The organism is Streptomyces sp. NPDC059861, from assembly GCF_042731435.1.
Lineage (GTDB): Bacteria > Actinomycetota > Actinomycetes > Streptomycetales > Streptomycetaceae > Streptomyces.
The window spans coordinates 88,486-107,495 of record NZ_JBHWJQ010000013.1 but is presented as its reverse complement, the minus strand read 5'-3'; the positions used below and the strand labels follow the sequence as shown (position 1 = coordinate 107,495).

Annotated in this window: 16 protein-coding genes; 4 read left to right on the top strand and 12 right to left on the bottom strand. The window is 74.0% G+C overall.

Annotated features, from left to right (window positions below):
• Positions 1-45 precede the first annotated feature (45 nt).
• Both ACFV6X_RS14450 and ACFV6X_RS14445 read left to right on the top strand, forming a co-directional pair.
• Positions 46-828, top strand: a complete 783-nt coding sequence (locus tag ACFV6X_RS14450; protein WP_385382542.1) for an IclR family transcriptional regulator — start codon at positions 46-48, stop codon at positions 826-828.
• Between the two features lie 239 nt (positions 829-1,067).
• Complete coding sequence (locus ACFV6X_RS14445; RefSeq protein WP_385382539.1) at positions 1,068-2,321, top strand: MFS transporter; 1,254 nt, start codon at positions 1,068-1,070, stop codon at positions 2,319-2,321.
• 3 nt (positions 2,322-2,324) lie between these two features.
• On the opposite strand, the gene ACFV6X_RS14440 is transcribed toward ACFV6X_RS14445, so the two are convergent.
• The 10 genes from ACFV6X_RS14440 to hrcA all read right to left on the bottom strand — a co-directional run bounded on the left by ACFV6X_RS14440 (position 2,325) and on the right by hrcA (position 13,238).
• The gene (locus ACFV6X_RS14440; protein ID WP_385382536.1) at positions 2,325-3,317 is read right to left on the bottom strand and encodes an adenosine deaminase; all 993 of its coding nucleotides are present in this window, start codon (positions 3,315-3,317) and stop codon (positions 2,325-2,327) included.
• A gap of 20 nt (positions 3,318-3,337) precedes the next feature.
• On the bottom strand, positions 3,338-4,243 hold the full coding sequence (locus ACFV6X_RS14435) for a ribonuclease Z (RefSeq protein WP_385382533.1): 906 nt from the start codon (positions 4,241-4,243) through the stop codon (positions 3,338-3,340).
• Positions 4,244-4,249: 6 nt separating this feature from the next.
• Positions 4,250-4,603, bottom strand: coding sequence for a histidine triad nucleotide-binding protein (locus ACFV6X_RS14430; RefSeq protein WP_385382530.1), 354 nt, complete (start codon positions 4,601-4,603; stop codon positions 4,250-4,252).
• Positions 4,604-4,723: 120 nt separating this feature from the next.
• Positions 4,724-7,960, bottom strand: a complete 3,237-nt coding sequence (locus ACFV6X_RS14425; RefSeq protein ID WP_385382527.1) for a S41 family peptidase — start codon at positions 7,958-7,960, stop codon at positions 4,724-4,726.
• 62 nt (positions 7,961-8,022) lie between these two features.
• Positions 8,023-8,559: a hypothetical protein gene (locus ACFV6X_RS14420; RefSeq protein ID WP_385382524.1), complete on the bottom strand. Its 537-nt coding sequence runs from the start codon at positions 8,557-8,559 to the stop codon at positions 8,023-8,025.
• A gap of 85 nt (positions 8,560-8,644) precedes the next feature.
• Positions 8,645-9,037 (bottom strand): VOC family protein, encoded by a 393-nt coding sequence (locus ACFV6X_RS14415; protein WP_385382521.1) that lies wholly within the window; start codon positions 9,035-9,037, stop codon positions 8,645-8,647.
• 20 nt (positions 9,038-9,057) lie between these two features.
• Entirely contained in the window at positions 9,058-9,798 is a 741-nt protein-coding gene (locus tag ACFV6X_RS14410; protein WP_385382518.1) for a 16S rRNA (uracil(1498)-N(3))-methyltransferase, read from the bottom strand.
• Positions 9,795-10,871 carry a nitronate monooxygenase gene (locus ACFV6X_RS14405; RefSeq protein ID WP_385382515.1) on the bottom strand — a complete coding sequence of 359 codons (1,077 nt, stop codon included), beginning with the start codon at positions 10,869-10,871 and terminating at the stop codon, positions 9,795-9,797. The genes ACFV6X_RS14410 and ACFV6X_RS14405 overlap by 4 nt, the downstream gene beginning before the upstream one ends.
• Positions 10,872-11,081: 210 nt before the next feature.
• Positions 11,082-12,221, bottom strand: coding sequence for a molecular chaperone DnaJ (gene dnaJ / locus ACFV6X_RS14400; RefSeq protein WP_385382512.1), 1,140 nt, complete (start codon positions 12,219-12,221; stop codon positions 11,082-11,084).
• Positions 12,222-13,238 carry a heat-inducible transcriptional repressor HrcA gene (gene hrcA / locus ACFV6X_RS14395; protein ID WP_385382509.1) on the bottom strand — a complete coding sequence of 339 codons (1,017 nt, stop codon included), beginning with the start codon at positions 13,236-13,238 and terminating at the stop codon, positions 12,222-12,224.
• A 238-nt stretch (positions 13,239-13,476) separates the two neighbouring features.
• Between hrcA and ACFV6X_RS14390 the strand changes: the two genes are divergently transcribed.
• Together ACFV6X_RS14390 and ACFV6X_RS14385 are read left to right on the top strand one after the other, a co-directional pair.
• The gene (locus ACFV6X_RS14390; RefSeq protein WP_385382506.1) at positions 13,477-14,223 is read left to right on the top strand and encodes an MBL fold metallo-hydrolase; all 747 of its coding nucleotides are present in this window, start codon (positions 13,477-13,479) and stop codon (positions 14,221-14,223) included.
• A gap of 29 nt (positions 14,224-14,252) precedes the next feature.
• Positions 14,253-15,059: a DUF3097 domain-containing protein gene (locus ACFV6X_RS14385; protein ID WP_385382503.1), complete on the top strand. Its 807-nt coding sequence runs from the start codon at positions 14,253-14,255 to the stop codon at positions 15,057-15,059.
• A gap of 696 nt (positions 15,060-15,755) precedes the next feature.
• Here the strand turns inward: ACFV6X_RS14385 and hemW are convergent.
• Both hemW and ACFV6X_RS14375 read right to left on the bottom strand, forming a co-directional pair.
• The gene (gene hemW / locus ACFV6X_RS14380) at positions 15,756-16,988 is read right to left on the bottom strand and encodes a radical SAM family heme chaperone HemW (RefSeq protein ID WP_385382500.1); all 1,233 of its coding nucleotides are present in this window, start codon (positions 16,986-16,988) and stop codon (positions 15,756-15,758) included.
• Between the two features lie 27 nt (positions 16,989-17,015).
• Entirely contained in the window at positions 17,016-18,956 is a 1,941-nt protein-coding gene (locus tag ACFV6X_RS14375) for a SpoIIE family protein phosphatase (protein WP_385382497.1), read from the bottom strand.
• Positions 18,957-19,010 lie beyond the last annotated feature (54 nt).

Below are 19,010 nucleotides of genomic sequence, written 5' to 3'. Positions count from 1 at the left end.
CCCCGAGCGCACCCCGGAGGGCGGCGCCCTGCTTACGATCAGGACATGTCGGAGACAGGTGGCGTCCGCGAGGTGAAATCGGCGGCGCGGACGGTCGAGTTGCTGGAGCTACTGGCCGCGCGCGGCGACCGTCCGGCACGGCTTCAGGAACTGGCGGACGAGCTCGGCGTACCCCGCAGCTCGATGTACGCGCTGCTCCAGACCCTCGCCGCCCGTGGCTGGGTGCGCAGCGACGTCACCGGCTCCCTGTACGGCATCGGCATCCGCGCCCTGCTCACCGGCACCAGCTACCTCGACTCCGACCCGCGCGTCAGGGCCGTGCGCCCGTACCTCGACGAGGCGTCGGAGGCGCTCGGCGAGACCATCCACATGGGACGGCTGGACGGCCGGGACGTGGCCTATCTGGCGACCCGCGAGTCGCACGAGTACCTGCGGACCATCAGCCGCGTCGGCCGTCGGCTCCCCGCACACGTGGGCGCCCTGGGCAAGGCACTGCTCGCGGAGCACCCCGACACCGACCTGCCCGACGGCCCGTACGAGGCACGCACCCCGCACACCCGCACCACCCGCGCCTCCCTGGTCGCCGACCTCGCCGAGGTGCGGGCGCGCGGCTACTCGGTGGACCGCGAGGAGGGCGTGCTCGGCATCGTCGGCTTCGGCTTCGCCCTGCGCTACGACGACCCGGCCCAGGACGCGATCAGCTGCTCGGTGCCGGTGGCCCGGCTGGCACCCGGGCGTGAGGAGCGGATCGTCGCGGTGATGCGGGAGATCAGGGCGAAGATCGAGGCGACGGTGCCGGGCGGCGGGGGCTCGGCGCACTGGCGTTAGGCGCGCGGGCCGGCCGGAAGCCGTCCCGAAGCCGGTTGGAGGGCAGCCGGAAGCCTGCCGGAAGGCGCTCGTTTACCCGGCCGGGCCGACCCCAAACAGAAGGTGATCCAGATCACCCACCCCGGCCTCCCGTCGCCCTCCCCCCGCTTGATACAAATTGCCCGCGCGTTCCTGTCCGTCGACGGTCGTCGCCCAATCCCCCTTCCTGTGCCGTCCTTTCGCATGCCCTGGGAACGCCCGTGTTCGCCCCCCGCACCACCACGCCCTGGCCCCTCGTCGCCCTTTTCACGGCCGGGTATCTCGCCCCGTACCTCCTCCCGACCGTCGTCGGCAGGCTGGACTCCGGGCTCCCCGTCTCCGCCACCCAGGCGGGCGCCATCGGCAGTGCCCTGCTGCTGAGTTCGGCGGCCGCCGGGTTCCTGCTGGCCTCCCGGGTGGACCGGATCGGCCCGCGCGCCCTGGCCCGTGCCGGACTGGCGCTCGCCGTCCTCGGCTACGGCGGCGCCACCCTCACCACCGCCGTCCCCGCGGTCGTCGCCGGCGCGATGGCCGGTGGCTTCGGCTCCGGGACGGCGACCGCGGTCGCCGCCTGCGGGATCGCGGCTCGGCGCGACGCGCACCGCGTCACCACACTCGGCCTGCTCAGCGTCTCCGCCCTCGCCGGGGCGGTCTATCTGACGGTCCCGCACCTCGGCCCCGGCCACGGACTCCCGCTGGCCGCGATCGCCCTGACCGCGCTCGCCGTCTGGCCGCTGACCGGCCGGCTCCACGCCCGGACACCGGCGCTCACCGTCAGCCGCCCCCGCGAGCCCCTCCCCCATCTGCGGTCGGGCCTGCTCCTCGCCGCCACGATGCCGTGCTGGTCGATGGCGCAGAACGCCCTCTGGGGCGTCAGCGGCAGGATCGGCCTCACCCAGGCGCACCTGGGCGAGGCGACCGTCGGCGCCGTCTTCGCCGTCGCGCTCGGCGCGGGACTGCTGGGCGTCGTCGGCGCCGGAGCCCTCGGCCCCCGGCTCGGGTACGCCGCACCCATCGGCGTCGGCACCGGCCTCATCGCGGGCTGCATCGTGGTCAGCGCGTCCGCGACCGGCCTGACGACCTTCGCGGCGGGCGAGATCGCCTGGAACACGTTTTACCCGATCGTCCTGTCGTACGTCATCGGCCTCGCCGCCTCCCTCGACCCGCGCGGCCGCTGGGCGGTCCTGGTCGGCTCGGCGTCCTCGCTGGGCACGGCCGCGGGCCCGCTGACCGGCAGCCTCCTGTCGGCGCAGGCCGGATTCCCGGCGATGGGCGCGGCACTTGCCGCCGGACTGCTGGTGATCGCCGTGCCGATGACCCTGGTGGCACGGCACGCGTCCCGGCGGCCCACGCACGTCGTCGACGTGCTGGAGATCCCCGTGGACGCCCTGCCGGCGATGCCCGCCCAGCAGCACGCCTACGGCACGGCGGGACCCCGGCAGGCAGCGGCCGCACCGGGGTCAGCGACCGCCTGAGGGCTACGGGAACTCGTACGCCTCGACCTCCGCGAGATACCGTGCCCGCCGCTCCTCGTCGTGCTCCAGGAAGGACGCGAGAAAGGAGTTGCGGGCCAACTCGCGCAGCCGCTCCTCGCCGAGGCCCAGGGCCACGCGCACGGCGTCGAAGGTGTCGCCCGCGTACCCGCCGAAGTAGGCCGGGTCGTCGGAGTTGACGGTGCACAGCAGCCCGGCGTCGAGCATGGCGGGCAGCGGGTGGTCGGCGAGGACGTCGACGGCGCGCAGCCGGACGTTGGACAGCGGGCACAGCGTCAGCGGGACCCGCTCCCGCACCAGCCGCTCCACCAGCGCCGGATCCTCCAGGCACCGCAGCCCGTGGTCGACGCGCTCCACGCCGAGCACGTCGAGGGCCTCGGTGATGTACTCCGGCGGCCCCTCCTCACCGGCGTGCGCGACCCGCCGCAGCCCGAGGGCGGCGGCGGCCTCGTACACCTCGCGGAACTTCACCGGCGGATGCCCGACCTCGGCGGAGTCGAGACCGACCCCGGTGATCCGGTGCAGATACGGCTTCGCCGCGTCCAGCGTCGCCATCGCCGATTCGGCGGACTCGTCGCGCAGGAAACACATGATCAGCCGGGTGGAGACGCCGTGCTCGCGCTCGCTGTGCTCCAGCGCCCGCCACAAACCCTCGACCACAGTGCCCATCCCGACCCCCCGCGCGAGGTGCGCCTGCGGGTCGAAGAAGATCTCCGCGTGCCGCACACCCTGCGCGGCGGCCCGGGCGAGGTAGGCGTTCGCGAGGTCCGCGAAGTCCTGCTCGGTGCGCAGCACGGCCATGAGCTCGTAGTACAGGTTCAGGAAGGACTGGAGATCCTCGAACCGGTACGCCTCGCGCAGCTCGCCGGTGTCCGCATAGGGCAGCTTCACGTCGTTGCGAGCGGCGAGCTCGAAGGCGAGCTCCGGTTCCAGGGTGCCTTCGATATGAAGGTGCAATTCGGCTTTCGGGAGGGGCATCACCTCATCGTACGACCGCTTCACCTGCGCTTCGGAACCGGCACTCTCAGTAGATCGTGCGCCACACTCAGCTCCCCGTCGAAGCCGGCGGCCCGCGCCTGCCGCTCGAACTCCTCCGGCTCTGAGTAGCGCTGGCTGAAGTGGGTGAGCACGAGATGCCGCACACCGCTCTCCGCGGCCACCCGCGCCGCCTGACCGGCCGTCAGATGGCCGTGCTCCACGGCGAGTCCCTCGTCTTCGTCGAGGAACGTCGACTCGATGACGAGCAGGTCGCAGCCCTCGGCGAGCGCGTACACGCCGTCGCAGAGCCGGGTGTCCATGACGAACGCGAACCGCTGACCGCGCCGCACCTCACTGACCTCGTCGAGGGCGACCCCGCCGAGCTCGCCCTCGCGCTGGATGCGGCCCACGTCCGGCCCCTTGATGCCGTGCGCGGCGAGCCGCTCGGGCAGCATGCGGCGCCCGTCCGGCTCGACCAGGCGGTAGCCGTACGCCTCGACCGGGTGGGAGAGCTTGCGGGCCTCCAGGCGGTAGGACGCCGAGGAGGCGAGCACCCCGTCCCGGTCCACCGGCGCCTCGGTGATCCCGACGGTCTCGCGGTAGGCGGTGGCGTACCGCAGCCGGTCGAAGAAGCGCTGCCCGGAGCGGGGGTAGTGCGCGGTGACCGGGTGGGGCACCTGGTCGAGGTTGACGCGCTGGACGACGCCCGCGAGGCCCAGCGAGTGGTCGCCGTGGAAGTGCGTGACGCAGATCCGGTTCAGGTCGTGGGCGGCGACTCCGGCACGCAGCATCTGGCGCTGGGTGCCCTCGCCGGGGTCGAAGAGGATGCCCTCGCCGTCCCAGCGCAGCAGGTAGCCGTTGTGGTTGCGGTGCCGGGTCGGGACCTGGCTGGCGGTGCCGAGGACCACCAATTCACGGACGGACACGACGACTTACCCGGGCGGCCATTCCAGTCCGCGCCCGCCCAGGACGTGGGCGTGCGCGTGCCAGACGGTCTGGCCGGCGCCGGTGCCCGTGTTGAAGACGATGCGGTAGCTCTCCAGCTTCTCGTCGTCGGCGACCGCCTGGGCCTCGCGCAGGACGTCGGCGGCGATCGCCGGTTCGGCGGCCGCGAGGGCCGCCGCGTCCCGGTGGTGCACCTTGGGGATCACCAGGACATGGGTGGGCGCCTGGGGGTTTATGTCCCGGAACGCGACGGTCGTGCCGGTCTCCCGCACGATCGTCGCCGGGATCCGACCCGCGACGATCTTGCAGAACAAGCAGTCGTCCTGCGGCTCCCCTGCCATGGTCCCTCCGGGGGTCGAGCGGTGGATCGTGTGGGGCATCGTATCGTCGCCGGGTGCGCCCGCCGTGTGGCCGGCCGCGCCCATGCGGCGGAGTCGCACATCGAAACGGCCCCGCGCCCCTTACGTGGGCAAGCTCGGCGGAGTCTTCGCGGGACGCCCCTCCAACTCCTCCAGAGCCAGCCTTATGGCCTCGTCGAGCTGTACGTCCCGTTCCGCGGCGTAGTCCTGCGGGCGCTGCACGACCTCCACGTCCGGGTCCACGCCGTGGTTCTCGACGCCCCACTCGTAACCCTCCAGCCAGAAGGCGTACTTCGGCTGGGTGATCAGGGTGCCGTCCACCAGCCGGTAGCGGCTGTCGATGCCGATCACGCCGCCCCACGTCCGCACCCCGACGACCGGGCCGAGCCCGAGCGCCTTGATCGCCGCGTTGACGATGTCGCCGTCCGACCCGGAGAACTCGTTGGCGACGGCGACGACAGGCCCGCGCGGCGCGTCCTGCGGGTAGCTGTAGGGCCGCATGCCGCGCGGCACCGCCCAGCCGACGATCCGCCGGGCCAGCTTCTCCACCACCAGCTGTGAGGTGTGCCCGCCCCGGTTCTCCCGGACGTCCACGACGAGCCCCTCGCGGCCCACCTCCACCCGCAGGTCGCGGTGGATCTGCGCCCAGCCCGGCGCCTGCATGTCCGGCACGTGGAGATAGCCCAGCCGGCCGCCGGACCGCTCGTGCACGTACGCCCGCCGGTCCGCGACCCACGCGTGGTAGCGCAGCGGCTCCTCGTCGGCGACCGGTACGACGACGGCGTGCCGCACCTCGCCGCCGCCGGACGGCGAGATGGTCAGCTCGACCGCCTTGTCCGCCGTACCGACGAGCAGCGGCCCCGGACCGGTCACCGGATTTACCGCGCGTCCGGCCACCGCGACGATCGCGTCCCCGGCGCGCACCGCGACGCCGGGGGCGGCCAGCGGGGAGCGGGCCTCCGGATCGGAGGTCTCCGAGGGCAGGATGCGGTCGATGCGCCAGCTGCCGTCCGCGTGCCGGGAGATGTCCGCGCCGAGCAGTCCCTGCCGGGCGCCGTCGCCGTGTCCGCCGCGCGGGACGACGTAGGCGTGCGAGGTGCCCAGTTCGCCCTGCACCTCCCACAGGAGGTCCACCAGGTCGTCGTGGGTGGCGACCCGGTCCAGCACGGGCCGGTAGCGGTCGAGGACGCCGTCCCAGTCGACGCCGCTCATGTCCGGCCGCCAGAAGTGGTCACGCATGATGCGGCCGGTCTCTTCGTACATCTGCCGCCACTCGGCCGCCGGTTCGACGGTCTGGCGGACGCGGGTGAGGTCGACGGTGACGTTGGTGTCGCTGTCGTCGTCGCCGGAGGCGCGCCGGTCGCTCGGTACGACCTTCAGCCGGCCGTCGGTCCACAGCAGCACCCGCTTGCCGTCGCCGCTGACCGCGAAGTGGTCGGCGTCGGCCGCGAGGTGCTCCAGACGCTGCTGGGCGAGGTCGTAGCGCTCCAGCTCGGTCTTGGGGTCGGGGTCGTCCGGGGTGGCCCGGGCGGAGCCGAGGACGCCCTGCACGGGGTGCCGCAGCCACAGCACCCCGTCCTTCGCGGCGCGCAGGTTGGAGTAGCGCCCGGCCTCGACCGGGAAGGGCACGATCCGGTCGGCGAGGCCTTCGAGGTCGATCCGCGTCGTCGGCGTGCCCTCGCTGTCGGGGGTCTCGTCCTTGTCCGGCGTCTCGAAGGGACGGCCGTGCCGCTGCGGGCCGAACGGGGAGGGCGTGGTCGCGGACAGCGTGATCAGGTGCGGCCGGTCGCCGACCACGAACGCCAGGTCGAAGACGTGCTCGTCGTAGACCGGGTCGAAGGCGCGGTTGGACAGGAACGCGAGGTGCTTGCCGTCGGTGGTGAAGGCCGGGGCGTAGTCCTGGAAGCGCAGCGGGGTCGCCTCTGTGACCGACAGGTCGGTGGTGTTGGCGAGCTTCAACTGGCACAGCGGGCGCGGGCCGGGGTGGGACCAGGCGAGCCAGGCCGAGTCGGGCGAGAAGACCAGGCCGCGCACGTCGCCGTTCTCGCTGCGGTCGACCTCGCGCACCTCGCCGGTCTCCCGCTCGACGAGCAGCAGCCGTCCGTCGTGCGAGGCGACGGCGGCCCGGCTGCCGTCGGGAGCCATGGCGAGCCCGAGGACCCGGCCGAGCCGGCCGCCGGCGAGCCGGCGCGGGATCGAGCCCGGCGCCAGCCCGGAGGCGGGCGCGAACTCCAGGGCGTCCTCGCCCTCGGCGTCCGTCACCCACACCACCCACTCCTCGCCCTCGGCGCGGAACGTGCGGGGCAGCCGGGCCCGGACGCCGGGTTCGGCGGCGAGCGCGCGGGCGGGCCCGGAGCGGTGGGTCACCCAGTGCACGCCGCCGCGCACGGCGACCGCGCTGCCGCGCGCGGTGTGGTCGGGGGAGGCCGAGCCGAACCAGCGGGAGGCGTTCACCGGGTAGGGCTGGCGGTCGGTGCGCTGCCCGCCGGTCCGGATGTCGAGGCGGCGGGGCTCGGCGCCGTCGAGGTCGTCCAGCAGCCACAGCTCACCGGCGGAGGCGTACACGACGCGGGTGCCGTCACCCGCCGCGTGCCGGGCGTAGAAGCCTCCCCCACTCTCGGCTTCGCTCGAGCGGGAGGTGCCCCCAAGGGGGGTGTGCCGGCGCAGGTCGGAGCCGTCGGCGAGGGAGGAGTACAGCGCGCCGGTGCCCTCGTGGTCGCAGAGGAAGGCGATCCGGTCGCCGACCCAGACCGGGTACTCGATGTTCCCGTCGAGGTCCGCGTGCAGCCGTACGAACTCCCCGTCGCCCTCCGCGTCGATCCACAACTTGCCTGCCGTGCCGCCCCGGTAGCGCTTCCACGCGGCGGCCTCGCGGCCCATCGGCGCGGACAGCAGCACGGTGCGCGGGCCGTGGGCGACCTCGCCGACGGGGCCGTACGGCAGCCGCCGCGACGGTCCGCCGTCGAGCGGGAGGGCGTGCGCCCAGGTGCGGCGGAGGGTGGCCTGGCCGTGGGTGGTCAGGGCGAGGATCTGCCCGTCGGGGGTCCAGCCGCGCACCCGGGTCGTCCAACTGCCCCAGTACGTCAGTCGCTTGGCGGGGCCGCCGTCGACGGGCGCGACATGCACCTCCGGGGCGCCGTCGCGGGTGGAGGTCCAGGCGACGGTGGTGCCGTCGGGGGAGATACGTGGCTGGGTCACCGGCACGTTGTCGGCGCTGACCCGCCAGGCGCGCCCCCCGTCGAGCGGCGCGAGCCAGACGTCGTCCTCGGCGGTGAAGGCCACCAACTCGCCCTGGACATGCGGAAACCGGAGATACGCGGGCACTGCGGACTGGGTCACCAGGTCACCCTACGCAGGCACCCGGGTCCGCGCACAGGGGTTTGGATCACTTGCGTCACCTGCTATTTGCCTTCGGGCCAGCATGTGGGGGCGCTTCGGCAGTAGACGGTCTTGGTGACGGTCACCGTCGTGGTGGGGCCGCCGCCCGGCGGGTTGCCGCCCACCGGCGGGGCGGAGGTGGCGTCGCAGTCACCCAGTCCGGTGACCCGGAACCACTCCCTGCCGTCGATCTTCGCGGTGAGGTCGCCGCGCACACAGGCGCCGCCGACCGCGCGCGTCACCTCGCCGGTGACGGTGATGTCCCTGCCGTCGGTGGTCCGCCCCTCGCAGTCGACGTCCGCGACGGTGCGGACGCTCGCCGACGGCGCCGACGCGCTCCGGTCCCCGAAGTCGGCCGTGCACGTCAGCCACCGCACATCGGCCTCGCGCCGCTCCAGCTCCCTCGTCACCAACTCGTCGGTCGTGTAGGCCACGGTCGCGGAACTCGGCGTCCCCGGCTCGCAGGCCACCAGCCCACCCGCACCGGCCACGACAACCACCACCGCACCGGCCGCCCGCCACCCACGAGGACGGCCCCGAATACACCGCGAAGCCCCCATGGCGGCAGCCTGCCACGCTCCCGCCCGCCCCGAAAGGGCACACCCGGCCACTCGGTGCCCGGCGCCGGCGTCGATGCAGGTGTCGTCAGACGTGCAGGAGTTGCCACTCCTGGAGTTCCACCAGGTTGCCTTCCGGGTCCTTGAGGTGGGCCACGCGCAGGCGTGGGGTCATGGGGGCCGGGCCGTGGAGGAGGGTGGCGCCGCGGGACGCGACGCGGTCGCAGTAGGTGTCGAGGTCGTCCACGCGCAGGACGACGAGGGAACGGTGGCCCGTGACGGTGTCGTTCACCTCGCCGAGCAGGTCGGCCATCGTCGCGCGGTCCTGGAGCGCGATGCCCGCCGAGCCGGTCGTGGGGCTGAACTTCTCGTACGGCCCCTCGGTCGCGCCGGACTGCGGCTTCAGGCCCAGGACGTCGGCGTAGAAGCGGTAGCAGGTGGCGAAGTCGCTGACCAGAAGTCTGACCTGGGCTAGTTCCATGGTGTCCTCCCGCGTGGGGATCAGGACCAGCGTCCGGTACGGCCGAGCAGCAGGGCCGCCGCCGCGGTACCGGCCGTCGAGGTGCGCAACACGGACGGCCCGAGGCGGTAGGCAGGCGCCCCGGCCTCGGCGAACAGGGACAACTCCTCGGGTGACACGCCCCCTTCGGGGCCGACGACCAGCATGATCTCGCCCTCGGTGGGCAGTTCGGCCGCGGCCAGCGGCTCCTCACCGCTCTCGTGCAGTACGGCGGCGAAGTCGGCCTTCGCCAGCAGCGCGGCGACCTGCTTGCTCGTCGCCGCGTCCGCGACCTCGGGGAAACGCACGCGCCGGGACTGCTTGCCGGCCTCGCGCGCGGTGGCCCGCCACTTGGCCAGGGCCTTGGCGCCGCGGTCGCCCTTCCACTGCGTGATGCAGCGGGACGCGGCCCACGGCACGATCGCGTCGACCCCGACCTCGGTCATCGTCTCCACGGCCAGCTCGCCCCGCTCCCCCTTGGGCAGTGCCTGGACGACCGTGACGCGCGGCTGGGCCGCCGGCTCCTCGGCCACCGAGTCCATGTGGACGATCAGCCGGTCCTTGCCCTCGGTGTCCACCACCACGCACTCCGCCCAGCGCCCGGCCCCGTCGGTGAGGACCACGTCCTCACCGGCCCGCAGCCGCTTCACGGAGACCGCGTGCCGCCCTTCGGGCCCGTCCAGGACGTACCGCCCGCCGCCGCCCGCGTCGAAGTGGTCGACGACGAACACCGGCGCGGTCATCCGGCACCGCCCCGGCCGGACAGCGCCGACCCGGCCTCGGCCAGCTCGGCCGCCAGCACCTCCACCAGCTGCCCGGCGGGCAGCTCCCGCGCCATCCGGTGCCCCTGGCCCGCCCACAGCGCCATGCCCTGCGCGTCGCCCGCCTTCGCGGCGGCCTTGCGGACCGGGGAGGTGAGGTGGTGGACCTCGGGATAGGCGGCGGGGGCGTACGGGCCGTGCTCGCGCAGGAAGCGGTTGACCAGGCCGCGGGCGGGGCGGCCGGAGAACGCGCGGGTGAGTGCCGTACGCACGAAGAGCGGGTTGGTCAGTGCCTGCTTGTGCGCGGCGTTGGCGCCGGACTCGGCGGTGGCGAGGAACGCCGTGCCGAGTTGCGCCGCGCTCGCGCCGGCCGCCAGCACGGCGGCGATCTGGCTGCCGCGCATGATGCCGCCGGCGGCGATCAGCGGCAGGCCGACCGCCTCGCGGATCTCGCCCAGCAGGGAGAGCACACCGACGGCCGAGCCGTCGTTCTCGGGGATGTCCCGGTGGGTGCCCTGGTGGCCGCCGGCCTCGGCGCCCTGCACGATCACGCCGTCCGCGCCGGCCTGCTCGACGGCCCGGGCCTCGTCGGGGGAGGTGGCGGTGACCAGGGTGAACGTTCCGGCCCGGCGCAGGGCGTCGAGCACCTCACGGGAGGGGACGCCGAAGTGGAACGAGACCACCGGCACCGGGTTGTCCAGCAGCACCGCGAGCTTGGCCTCGTAGCCGTCGTCCCGGCCGCTGTCGGGGTCGCCCAGCTCGGTCTCGTACCACGCGGCCTCGCCGGCCAGCTGGTGGGCGTAGACGTCGACGGCGGCGGGCTCGGCGTACTCGGGCTGCGGCATGAACAGGTTCACGCCGAAGGGTCGGCCCGTCAGCCCCCGCAACTGCTTGATCTCCTGGTACATGCCGTCGGCCGTCTTGTAGCCGGCCGCGAGGAATCCCAGCCCGCCGGCCTCGGACACGGCCGCGGCGAGCTGCGGAACGGAGACGCCGCCCGCCATGGGGGCCTGCACGATCGGAAGTGGGACGAGATCGGTCAGTGCGGAGGACATGACGGCATGTTGTCACGTCCTCCGAACAAGTCCGAATCGGGCCTGCCACCCGGCATGGGCCGGCGGCAACCCGCGGAGCCCGCAGTCCCCGGCGTCCGCGAACGGGCCCGCCGACCGCCGGAACAACCCTTGCCGCCCCGGCCGGCCGGGCCCGCCCGGGGGACGCCCCCAGGCCCCCGGCCGGCCTCGGCAGCCGTGCCGCTCGCCCCGTCAGCGCCCGTTGAACGCGTCCTTCAACCGCGAGAACAACCCTTGCTGCCCCGGCTGGAACTGGCCCGTGGGCCGTTCCTCCCCGCGCAGCTTGGCCAGCTCGCGCAGCAGGCGCTCCTGCTCCACGTCCAGCTTGGTCGGGGTCTGGACCTCGACGTGGACGATGAGGTCGCCGCGTCCGCCGCCGCGCAGGTGGGTCACGCCCCGGCCGTGCAGCGGGATCGACTGGCCGGACTGGGTGCCCGGGCGGATGTCGACCTCCTCCATGCCGTCCAGGGTCTCCAGCGGCACCTTCGTGCCGAGGGAGGCCGCCGTCATCGGGATCGTGACCGTGCAGTGCAGGTCGTCGCCGCGGCGCTGGAAGGTCTGGTGCGGCAGCTCGTGGATCTCGACGTAGAGGTCACCGGCGGGACCGCCACCGGGCCCGACCTCGCCCTCACCGGCGAGCTGGATGCGCGTGCCGTTGTCGACACCGGCCGGGATCTTGACCGTCAGGGTGCGGCGGGACCGCACCCGGCCGTCGCCCGCGCACTCCGGGCACGGGTTCGGAACCACGGTGCCGAAGCCCTGGCACTGCGGGCAGGGGCGCGAGGTCATGACCTGACCCAGGAAGGACCGCGTGACCTGCGACACCTCACCACGGCCGCGGCACATGTCACACGTCTGCGCCGACGTACCCGGCGCCGCGCCCTCGCCGCTGCACGTGGAGCAGACGATGGCCGTGTCGCCCTGGATGTCCTTCGTCGTGCCGAAGGCCGCCTCGTCCAGCTCGATCTCGATACGGATCATCGCGTCCTGGCCCCGGCGGGTGCGCGAGCGCGGCCCGCGCTGCGACGCCGTACCGAAGAACGCGTCCATGATGTCCGAGAAGTTCCCGAAGCCACCCGCGCCGAAGCCGCCCGCGCCACCGGCGCCGCCGGCCTGCGACAGGGGGTCGCCGCCGAGGTCGTAGACCTGCTTCTTCTGCGGATCCGAGAGCACCTCGTAAGCGGCGTTGATCTCCTTGAACCGCTCCTGGGTCTTCGGATCCGGGTTCACGTCCGGATGCAGCTCGCGTGCGAGCCGCCGGAAGGCCTTCTTGATCTCTTCCTGCGACGCGTCGCGGCGCACGCCGAGGACGGCGTAGTAGTCCGTGGCCACTTACGACTCCGCCAGGATCTGTCCGACGTACCGTGCCACTGCGCGTACCGCTCCCATCGTTCCCGGGTAATCCATGCGGGTCGGTCCGACCACGCCGAGCTTGGCAACCGCCTCGCCGCCCGAACCGTAGCCCACCGACACCACCGACGTGGAGTTGAGTCCCTCATGGGCGTTCTCGTGCCCGATGCGCACGGTCATGCCCGAATCCTTCGCCTCGCCAAGCAACTTGAGGAGGACGACCTGCTCCTCCAACGCCTCCAGCACCGGCCGGATGGTGAGGGGGAAGTCATGTCCGAAGCGGGTGAGATTGGCCGTACCGCCGATCACCAGCCGCTCCTCCGTCTCCTCGACAAGCGTCTCCAGCAGGGTGGAGAGCACCATCTGGACAGTGCTACGGTCCTCCGCCTCGAAGGCCTCGGGCAGATCCTGCACCAGTTGGGGCACATCCGAGAAACGGCGGCCCGCGACCCGGCTGTTCAGCCGCGCCCGCAGATCCGCCAGCGACGCCTCGCCGAACGGGGCCGGGCAGTCGACCATCCGCTGCTCGACCCGCCCGGTGTCCGTGATCAGCACCAGCATCACACGCGCGGGTGCCAGCGACAGCAGCTCCACGTGCCGCACGGTGGAGCGGGTCAGCGACGGGTACTGCACGACCGCGACCTGCCGCGTGAGCTGCGCGAGCAGCCGCACGGTCCGGGTCACCACGTCGTCCAGGTCGACGGCCCCGTCGAGGAAGTTCTGGATCGCGCGCCGCTCCGGCGCGGTCAGCGGCTTGACCTCGGCCAGCTTGTCCACGAAGAGCCGGTAGCCCTTGTCGGTCGGGATGCGCCCGGCGCTGGTGTGCGGCTGGGCGATGAACCCCTCGTCCTCCAGCGCCGCCATGTCGTTGCGGACCGTCGCCGGGGAGACGCCGAGACTGTGCCGTTCGGTGAGCGCCTTGGAGCCGACCGGCTCCTCCGTGCCGACGTAGTCCTGGACGATCGCACGCAGTACCTGCAGCCGTCGTTCACTGAGCATCCGCGCGCACCTCCAGTACGTCGTCCCTGGGCGCTCCCCCTGGCACTCGACGCACGCGAGTGCCAGTCTTACCGGCCCAGTGTACGGCCGTCCGGTACACCCCGGGCAAGGCCCGTCCTGCCAGGTCGTGCCGGACGGGGGGTACGGCAGGCCCTGTCGACCCTGTCGCCGTGCTCCCGATTCCGGACGTTCGCCCCCGGGCAGGCGCGAACACCCCGACAGGGCCTAGCGTCGCCGTATGAGCGTGACTTGGGAAGAGGTGGGCTGGGAGCGGCTCGCGAGCGGCGTCGGGCGGTGCCGGCTGCCCGGGTGGGACTGCACGGTGGGGCTGGTGACCGGCAGGGGCGCGGCGCTGCTGATCGACGCGGGGTCGAGCCTCGCCGAGGGGGCGGGGCTGCGGGCGCGGGCGGAGGCTCTGGCCGGGCATCGTGTGACCCATCTCGCGCTCACGCACCCTCACTTCGACCACGTCCTCGGCGCGGCGGCGTTCGCGGGCGCGGAGGTCTTCGGCGCGGTCGGCGCCGACACCGTGCTCGGCGGCCGGCGCGGCCGGGAGGAACTGCGCGCGGACGCCGTCCGGCACGGCCTCGACGCCGCGACCGCCCAGGAGGCGGCCGACACCCTGGTCGCGCCCCGCCACCTCGTCTGCGGCGAGTGGACCCTCGATCTGGGCCCCGGCCGCCAGGTCCTGCTGGCCAACGTGGGCCCGGCGCACACGCCGTACGACCTCGCCGTGCTGGTCCCCGGGGAGCGCGCGGGCGAACCCGAGGTGGTCTTCTGCGGCGACCTCGTCGAGGAGTCCGGCGAGCCGCAGGCGGGCCCCGACGCCGTACCGTCCCACTGGCCCGCCGCCCTCGACCGGCTGCTCGGCCTCGGCGGCGAGGACGCGCTGTACGTGCCCGGTCACGGTGCGGTCGTGGACGCCGCGTTCGTGCGGCGCCAGCGTGACGCCCTGGCCGCGCGGTTCGGCGTGTCGCACGAATGACGTAAGGAGCTGTCCATATCGTCATGCGAATGCGCCAGTATTCTCCGGACCTGACACCGCCGTGGAAGAAGCCCCGACCCGTGCCGGAGGTCCCCGCGGAGCCCGGACTCGTGGTCGAGGAGCCGGGCACCGGTTTCTGCGGCGCGGTGATCCGCTGCGAGGCGGGCACGGTGACCCTGGAGGACCGCTTCGGCAAGCACCGGGTCTTCCCGCTGGAGCCACGGGGGTTTCTGCTGGAGGGCCGCGTGGTGACGCTGGTGAGGCCCGCCGCGGGGCCGGAACGGCCCACTCGCACCGCCTCCGGCTCTGTCGCCGTTCCCGGCGCACGCGCGCGTGTGGCCCGCGCCGGCCGCATCTACGTCGAGGGCCGGCACGACGCCGAGCTCGTCGAGAAGGTCTGGGGCGACGACCTGCGCGTCGAGGGCGTGGTCGTGGAGTACCTGGAGGGAGTGGACGACCTGCCCGCGATCGTGCGGTCCTTCGCGCCGGGCCCGGACGCCCGGCTGGGCGTGCTGGTGGACCACCTGGCGCCGGGCACGAAGGAATGGCGTATCGCCGAGTCGGTGACGAGCGAGCACGCCCTGGTGGTGGGCCACCCGTACATCGACATCTGGGAGGCGGTGAAGCCGTCGGCGCTGGGGATCCCCGCGTGGCCGACGGTGCCGCGGGGGCAGGACTGGAAGACGGGGGTGTGCCGGGCCCTGGGCTGGCCCTGGGAGAACACGGGGGCGGTGTGGCAGGCGATTCTGAAGCGGGTGGGGTCCTACAAGGACCTGGAGCCGGAGCTGCTGGGCCGCGTGGAAGAACTGATCGACTTCGTCACGGCCCCCGCGTAGAGCACACCCCGAGCACCCTCGCCCCCGGAGCCCCCGGCTCCCTACAGCGCGCCCCGGCCCCCGGAGCTGTCCCAGACTCCCGTACAGCGCGCCCCGGCCCCGGACTCGTGCACCGTGCCCCGACGGCGAGCCCCCGGACTCCCGGCCACCACGCACCGCCCCCAGGGCCCCGACCCCGACCCCCGGTCCCGGGCACCACACGCCACCCCAGGCCCCGAGCCCCCAGACTGCTGGCACCACGCACCACGCACCGCGCCCGGGCCCCGAGCCCCAGACTTCCGGGCCCCACGCACCGCCCCAGGCCCCGAGCCTCTGGCCACCACGCTCTACGCCAGTCCCCGAGGCCCCAGACTTCCGGGCACCACGCACCGCGCCCAGACCCCCGACCCCCGGGACTTCCGGGCACCACGCACCGCGCCCAGACCCCCGACCCCCAGGCTCCCGGGCACCACCCACCGCGCCCAGACCCCCGACCCCCAGGCTCCCGGGCACCACCCACCGCGCCCAGACCCCCGACCCCCGGACTCCCGGGCACCACCCACCGCGCCCAGACCCCCGACCCCCGGACTTCCGGTCACCACGGACCACGCCCCGGCACTCGCGCCCCCGGACTCCGTGCGCCGCGCCCCGGCCCCCGAGACCCCTGACGCCTGGGCCGCGATGCCGGGGAGCGCGCTCCCGGCGTCGGGCGCCGGGTCAGTCCACGAGGTCTCGTACCACGGCGTCCGCCAGCAGGCGTCCCCGCAGCGTCAGTACGGCGCGCCCCTCGGCGTACGGCGTCTCCTGGAGGAGGCCGTCCGCCAGGGCCCGCCGGGCGACCGTGCGGCCCTGTTCCCGGAGCAGCGACAGCGGCACGCCCTCGCGCAACCGCAGCTCCAGCAGGACGCGCTCCACGCGACGGTCCTCGTCGGAGAGCAGCTCGCGCCCGGCGCCCGGGGAGCGGCCCTCGGCCAGCGCGGCGGCGTAGGCACCGGGGTGCTTCACGTTCCACCAGCGCACGCCCCCGGCGTGGCTGTGCGCGCCCGGGCCCGCGCCCCACCAGTCGGCGCCCCGCCAGTACAGCTCGTTGTGCAGACAGCGGGCGGCGTCGGACGTGGCCCAGTTGGACACCTCGTACCACTCGAAACCGGCTGCGGACAGCCGCTCCTCCGCGATCAGGTACCGGTCGGCGTGCACGTCGTCGTCCGTCATCGGCACCTCGCCCCGCCGGATCCGGCGGGCAAGCTGCGTGCCCTCCTCGACGATCAGCGCGTACGCGCTGATGTGATCCGGCCCCGCGCCGAGCGCGGCGTCCAGCGAGGCCCGCCAGTCGTCGTCGGACTCCCCGGGGGTGCCGTAGATCAGGTCCAGGTTCACATGCTCGAACCCTGCGGCCCGGGCCTCCGCGACACACGCCTCGGGGCGGCCGGGGGTGTGCGTGCGGTCCAGGACCTTCAGCACGTGCTGCTTCGCGCTCTGCATCCCGAAGGACACCCGGTTGTAGCCGCCCTCCCGCAGGGCCGCGAGATACGCCGGGTCGACCGACTCCGGATTCGCCTCCGTCGTGATCTCGGCGTCCGCCGCCAGCCCGAACTCCTCCCGGATCGCCCCCAGCGTCCGGACGAGATCGTGCGCGGCCAGCAGCGTCGGCGTACCGCCCCCGACGAAGACCGTCCGGACCTCGCGGGGGTCGTCACCGAGCACCTTGCGGGCCAGCCGGATCTCGTCGATCAGCGTGTCGGCGTAGTTGTCGCGCGAGGCGAGCACGCCGCCCGTGCCGCGCAGCTCGGTGGCCGTGTAGGTGTTGAAGTCGCAGTAGCCGCAGCGGGTGGCGCAGTACGGGACGTGCAGATAGAACCCGAGGGGTCGGTCCGCCGCCCCGGCGAGCGCGGCCGGGGGCAGCGCGCCGTCGTGCGGGACGGGCTCGCCGTCGGGAAGTGCGGAAGGCATGTCCCCCATTGTCCCGTACGCCGGGCGTCACTCCGCCTGCAGCACCAGCAACGCCAGATCGTCCTCCGGCGGCCGTCCGCCGAACTCGTGCACCAGGTGCCGGATCCTTTCGGCGATCAGCTCCGCGTTCATCCCCGCGCACCCCGCCAGCGCCGCCGCCAGTCCGTCCCCGTCGTCGAACTGCCGCGAGCCGCTGCGCCGCTCGGTCACCCCGTCCGTGACGCACAGCAGGGTGTCACCGGGCCGCAGCTCGAAGCTCTCGCTGATGTACGTCTCGTCCTCCACGACCCCGAGCAGGGTCTGCGGCCGCGCGGCCGTACGGACGTCGCCGCCGGGCCCGAGGAGCAGCGGCAGCGGGTGTCCGGCGGAGGCGACGGTGCAACGGACGCCGCCGTCGAAGGGGGCGAGTTCGCCGTAGAGCAGCGAGAGGAAGCGGGTCTGCGGGCCGTCGCCGGGGCCTGCGGGGCCGACCAGGGCTCGGGCGGCCGCGTCGGCGGCCTCCGTGGCGTCGTCGAGGAGGAGCTGGTTGAGGCGGTCGAGGACGTCGGCGACGCGGTAGCCCTCGCGGGCGAGCAGCCGCAGCCAGGGGCGGGCCAGCCCGATCACGACGGCCGCCTCGGGCCCCTTGCCCTGCACGTCCCCGATGGCGAAGCACCAGCGCCCGTCGCCGGCCGGGAAGAGGTCGTAGAAGTCCCCGCTGGGCCCGCCCTTGTCGCAGGGCTCGTACACCAGCGCGCTGCGCACGCCGGGGATCTGCGCGACCGCGCCGGGCAGCAGGCCGCGCTGGAGCACGGCGCTGATGGTGGCCTGCCGGGCGTACTGCCGGGCCGCCCCGATGGCCAGCGCCACCCGCCGGCTGAGATCCTCGACGAGCCCGGTGATCTCGTCCGGGAACCCGGGGACGCCGGCCCGCCCGATGACCAGCGTCCCGAGCGGCCGTCCCCCGGCGACGAGCGGGTAGGAGAGGGCGCTGCCGCCGGGTGCGGTGGGGGACGCCCCGACGCCGGGCCCCGGGTCGGCGACCAGCCCCTCGGGCACGACGGACGCGCCGTCCCCCCGTCCCCTCCCGGGCCAGCAATCCACACCCCCCGCGTCCGACGGCCACGGGTACGGTGTCGGTCCCGACGGCGTCGGACCCTCCCCGCCGCGCGGTGGCTCCTTCTCCAGACAGCGGCGGAGTTCCTCGATCCGCTCCTCGCTGGCGTGCCACACCCGCGCCAGGCGCGTTCCGCCCGCCCCGCCACCCATGGCCTCGTCCGCCAGCCAGACCGCGCACCAGTCGGCGAGCCGGGGCACGATCAGCTGGCCGGTGAGCGCGGCGACCAGGTCCTCGTCCAGCTGTCCGGCGAGCAGGTCGGAGGCCTCGGCGAGGAAGGACAGCGCGCCCCGCCCGAGCCAGTCCCGGTCCCGCTCGGCCCGCTGCGGCGCGGGCGCGAGCAGCTCTGCGCCGAAGAAGTTCGTGTCCTCCGGGTCGTACCCCGCCGCGTCCGGGCCCACCTCGGCGGACATCCGCGCCCACACCGACTTGGCGCCCCGCCGGTACGTCACGCCCCAGGAGTCGGAGAGCGCGGCGACCAGCCGCAGCCCGCGCCCGTACTCCGCTGTCTCGTACGCCGTTCCGCCGTCCCCGTCGCGGGGCGGCCGTGAGGGATGGTGGTCGCAGACCTCGACGACGACGGCACCGGTGTCCGGTTCCAGCCGGCAGACGAGCTCGACATCGGTACCGGCGTGCACGACGGCGTTCGTCACCAGCTCGCTGAGGACGATCATCGCGTCATGGGCGAGCCGGTCGGTGAGCCCCTCGGCGCCGGGCAGTCCGAGGGCACTCCACTCCTGGAACGCCGTGCGCAGCAGTCCCCGCGCGGTACCCGGCGCGAGAGGGCTTCCGCCGAGAGCGGCGCGCACCTGTGCGCCGGGGCGCACGGCGGCAAGGGACCCGGACTCCCTCTGCGCCGGAACGGCCCCCATCTACGGCTGCCCGAGCGGCTCGGACCAATACGCCTCGATCACGTCCGACAGGGT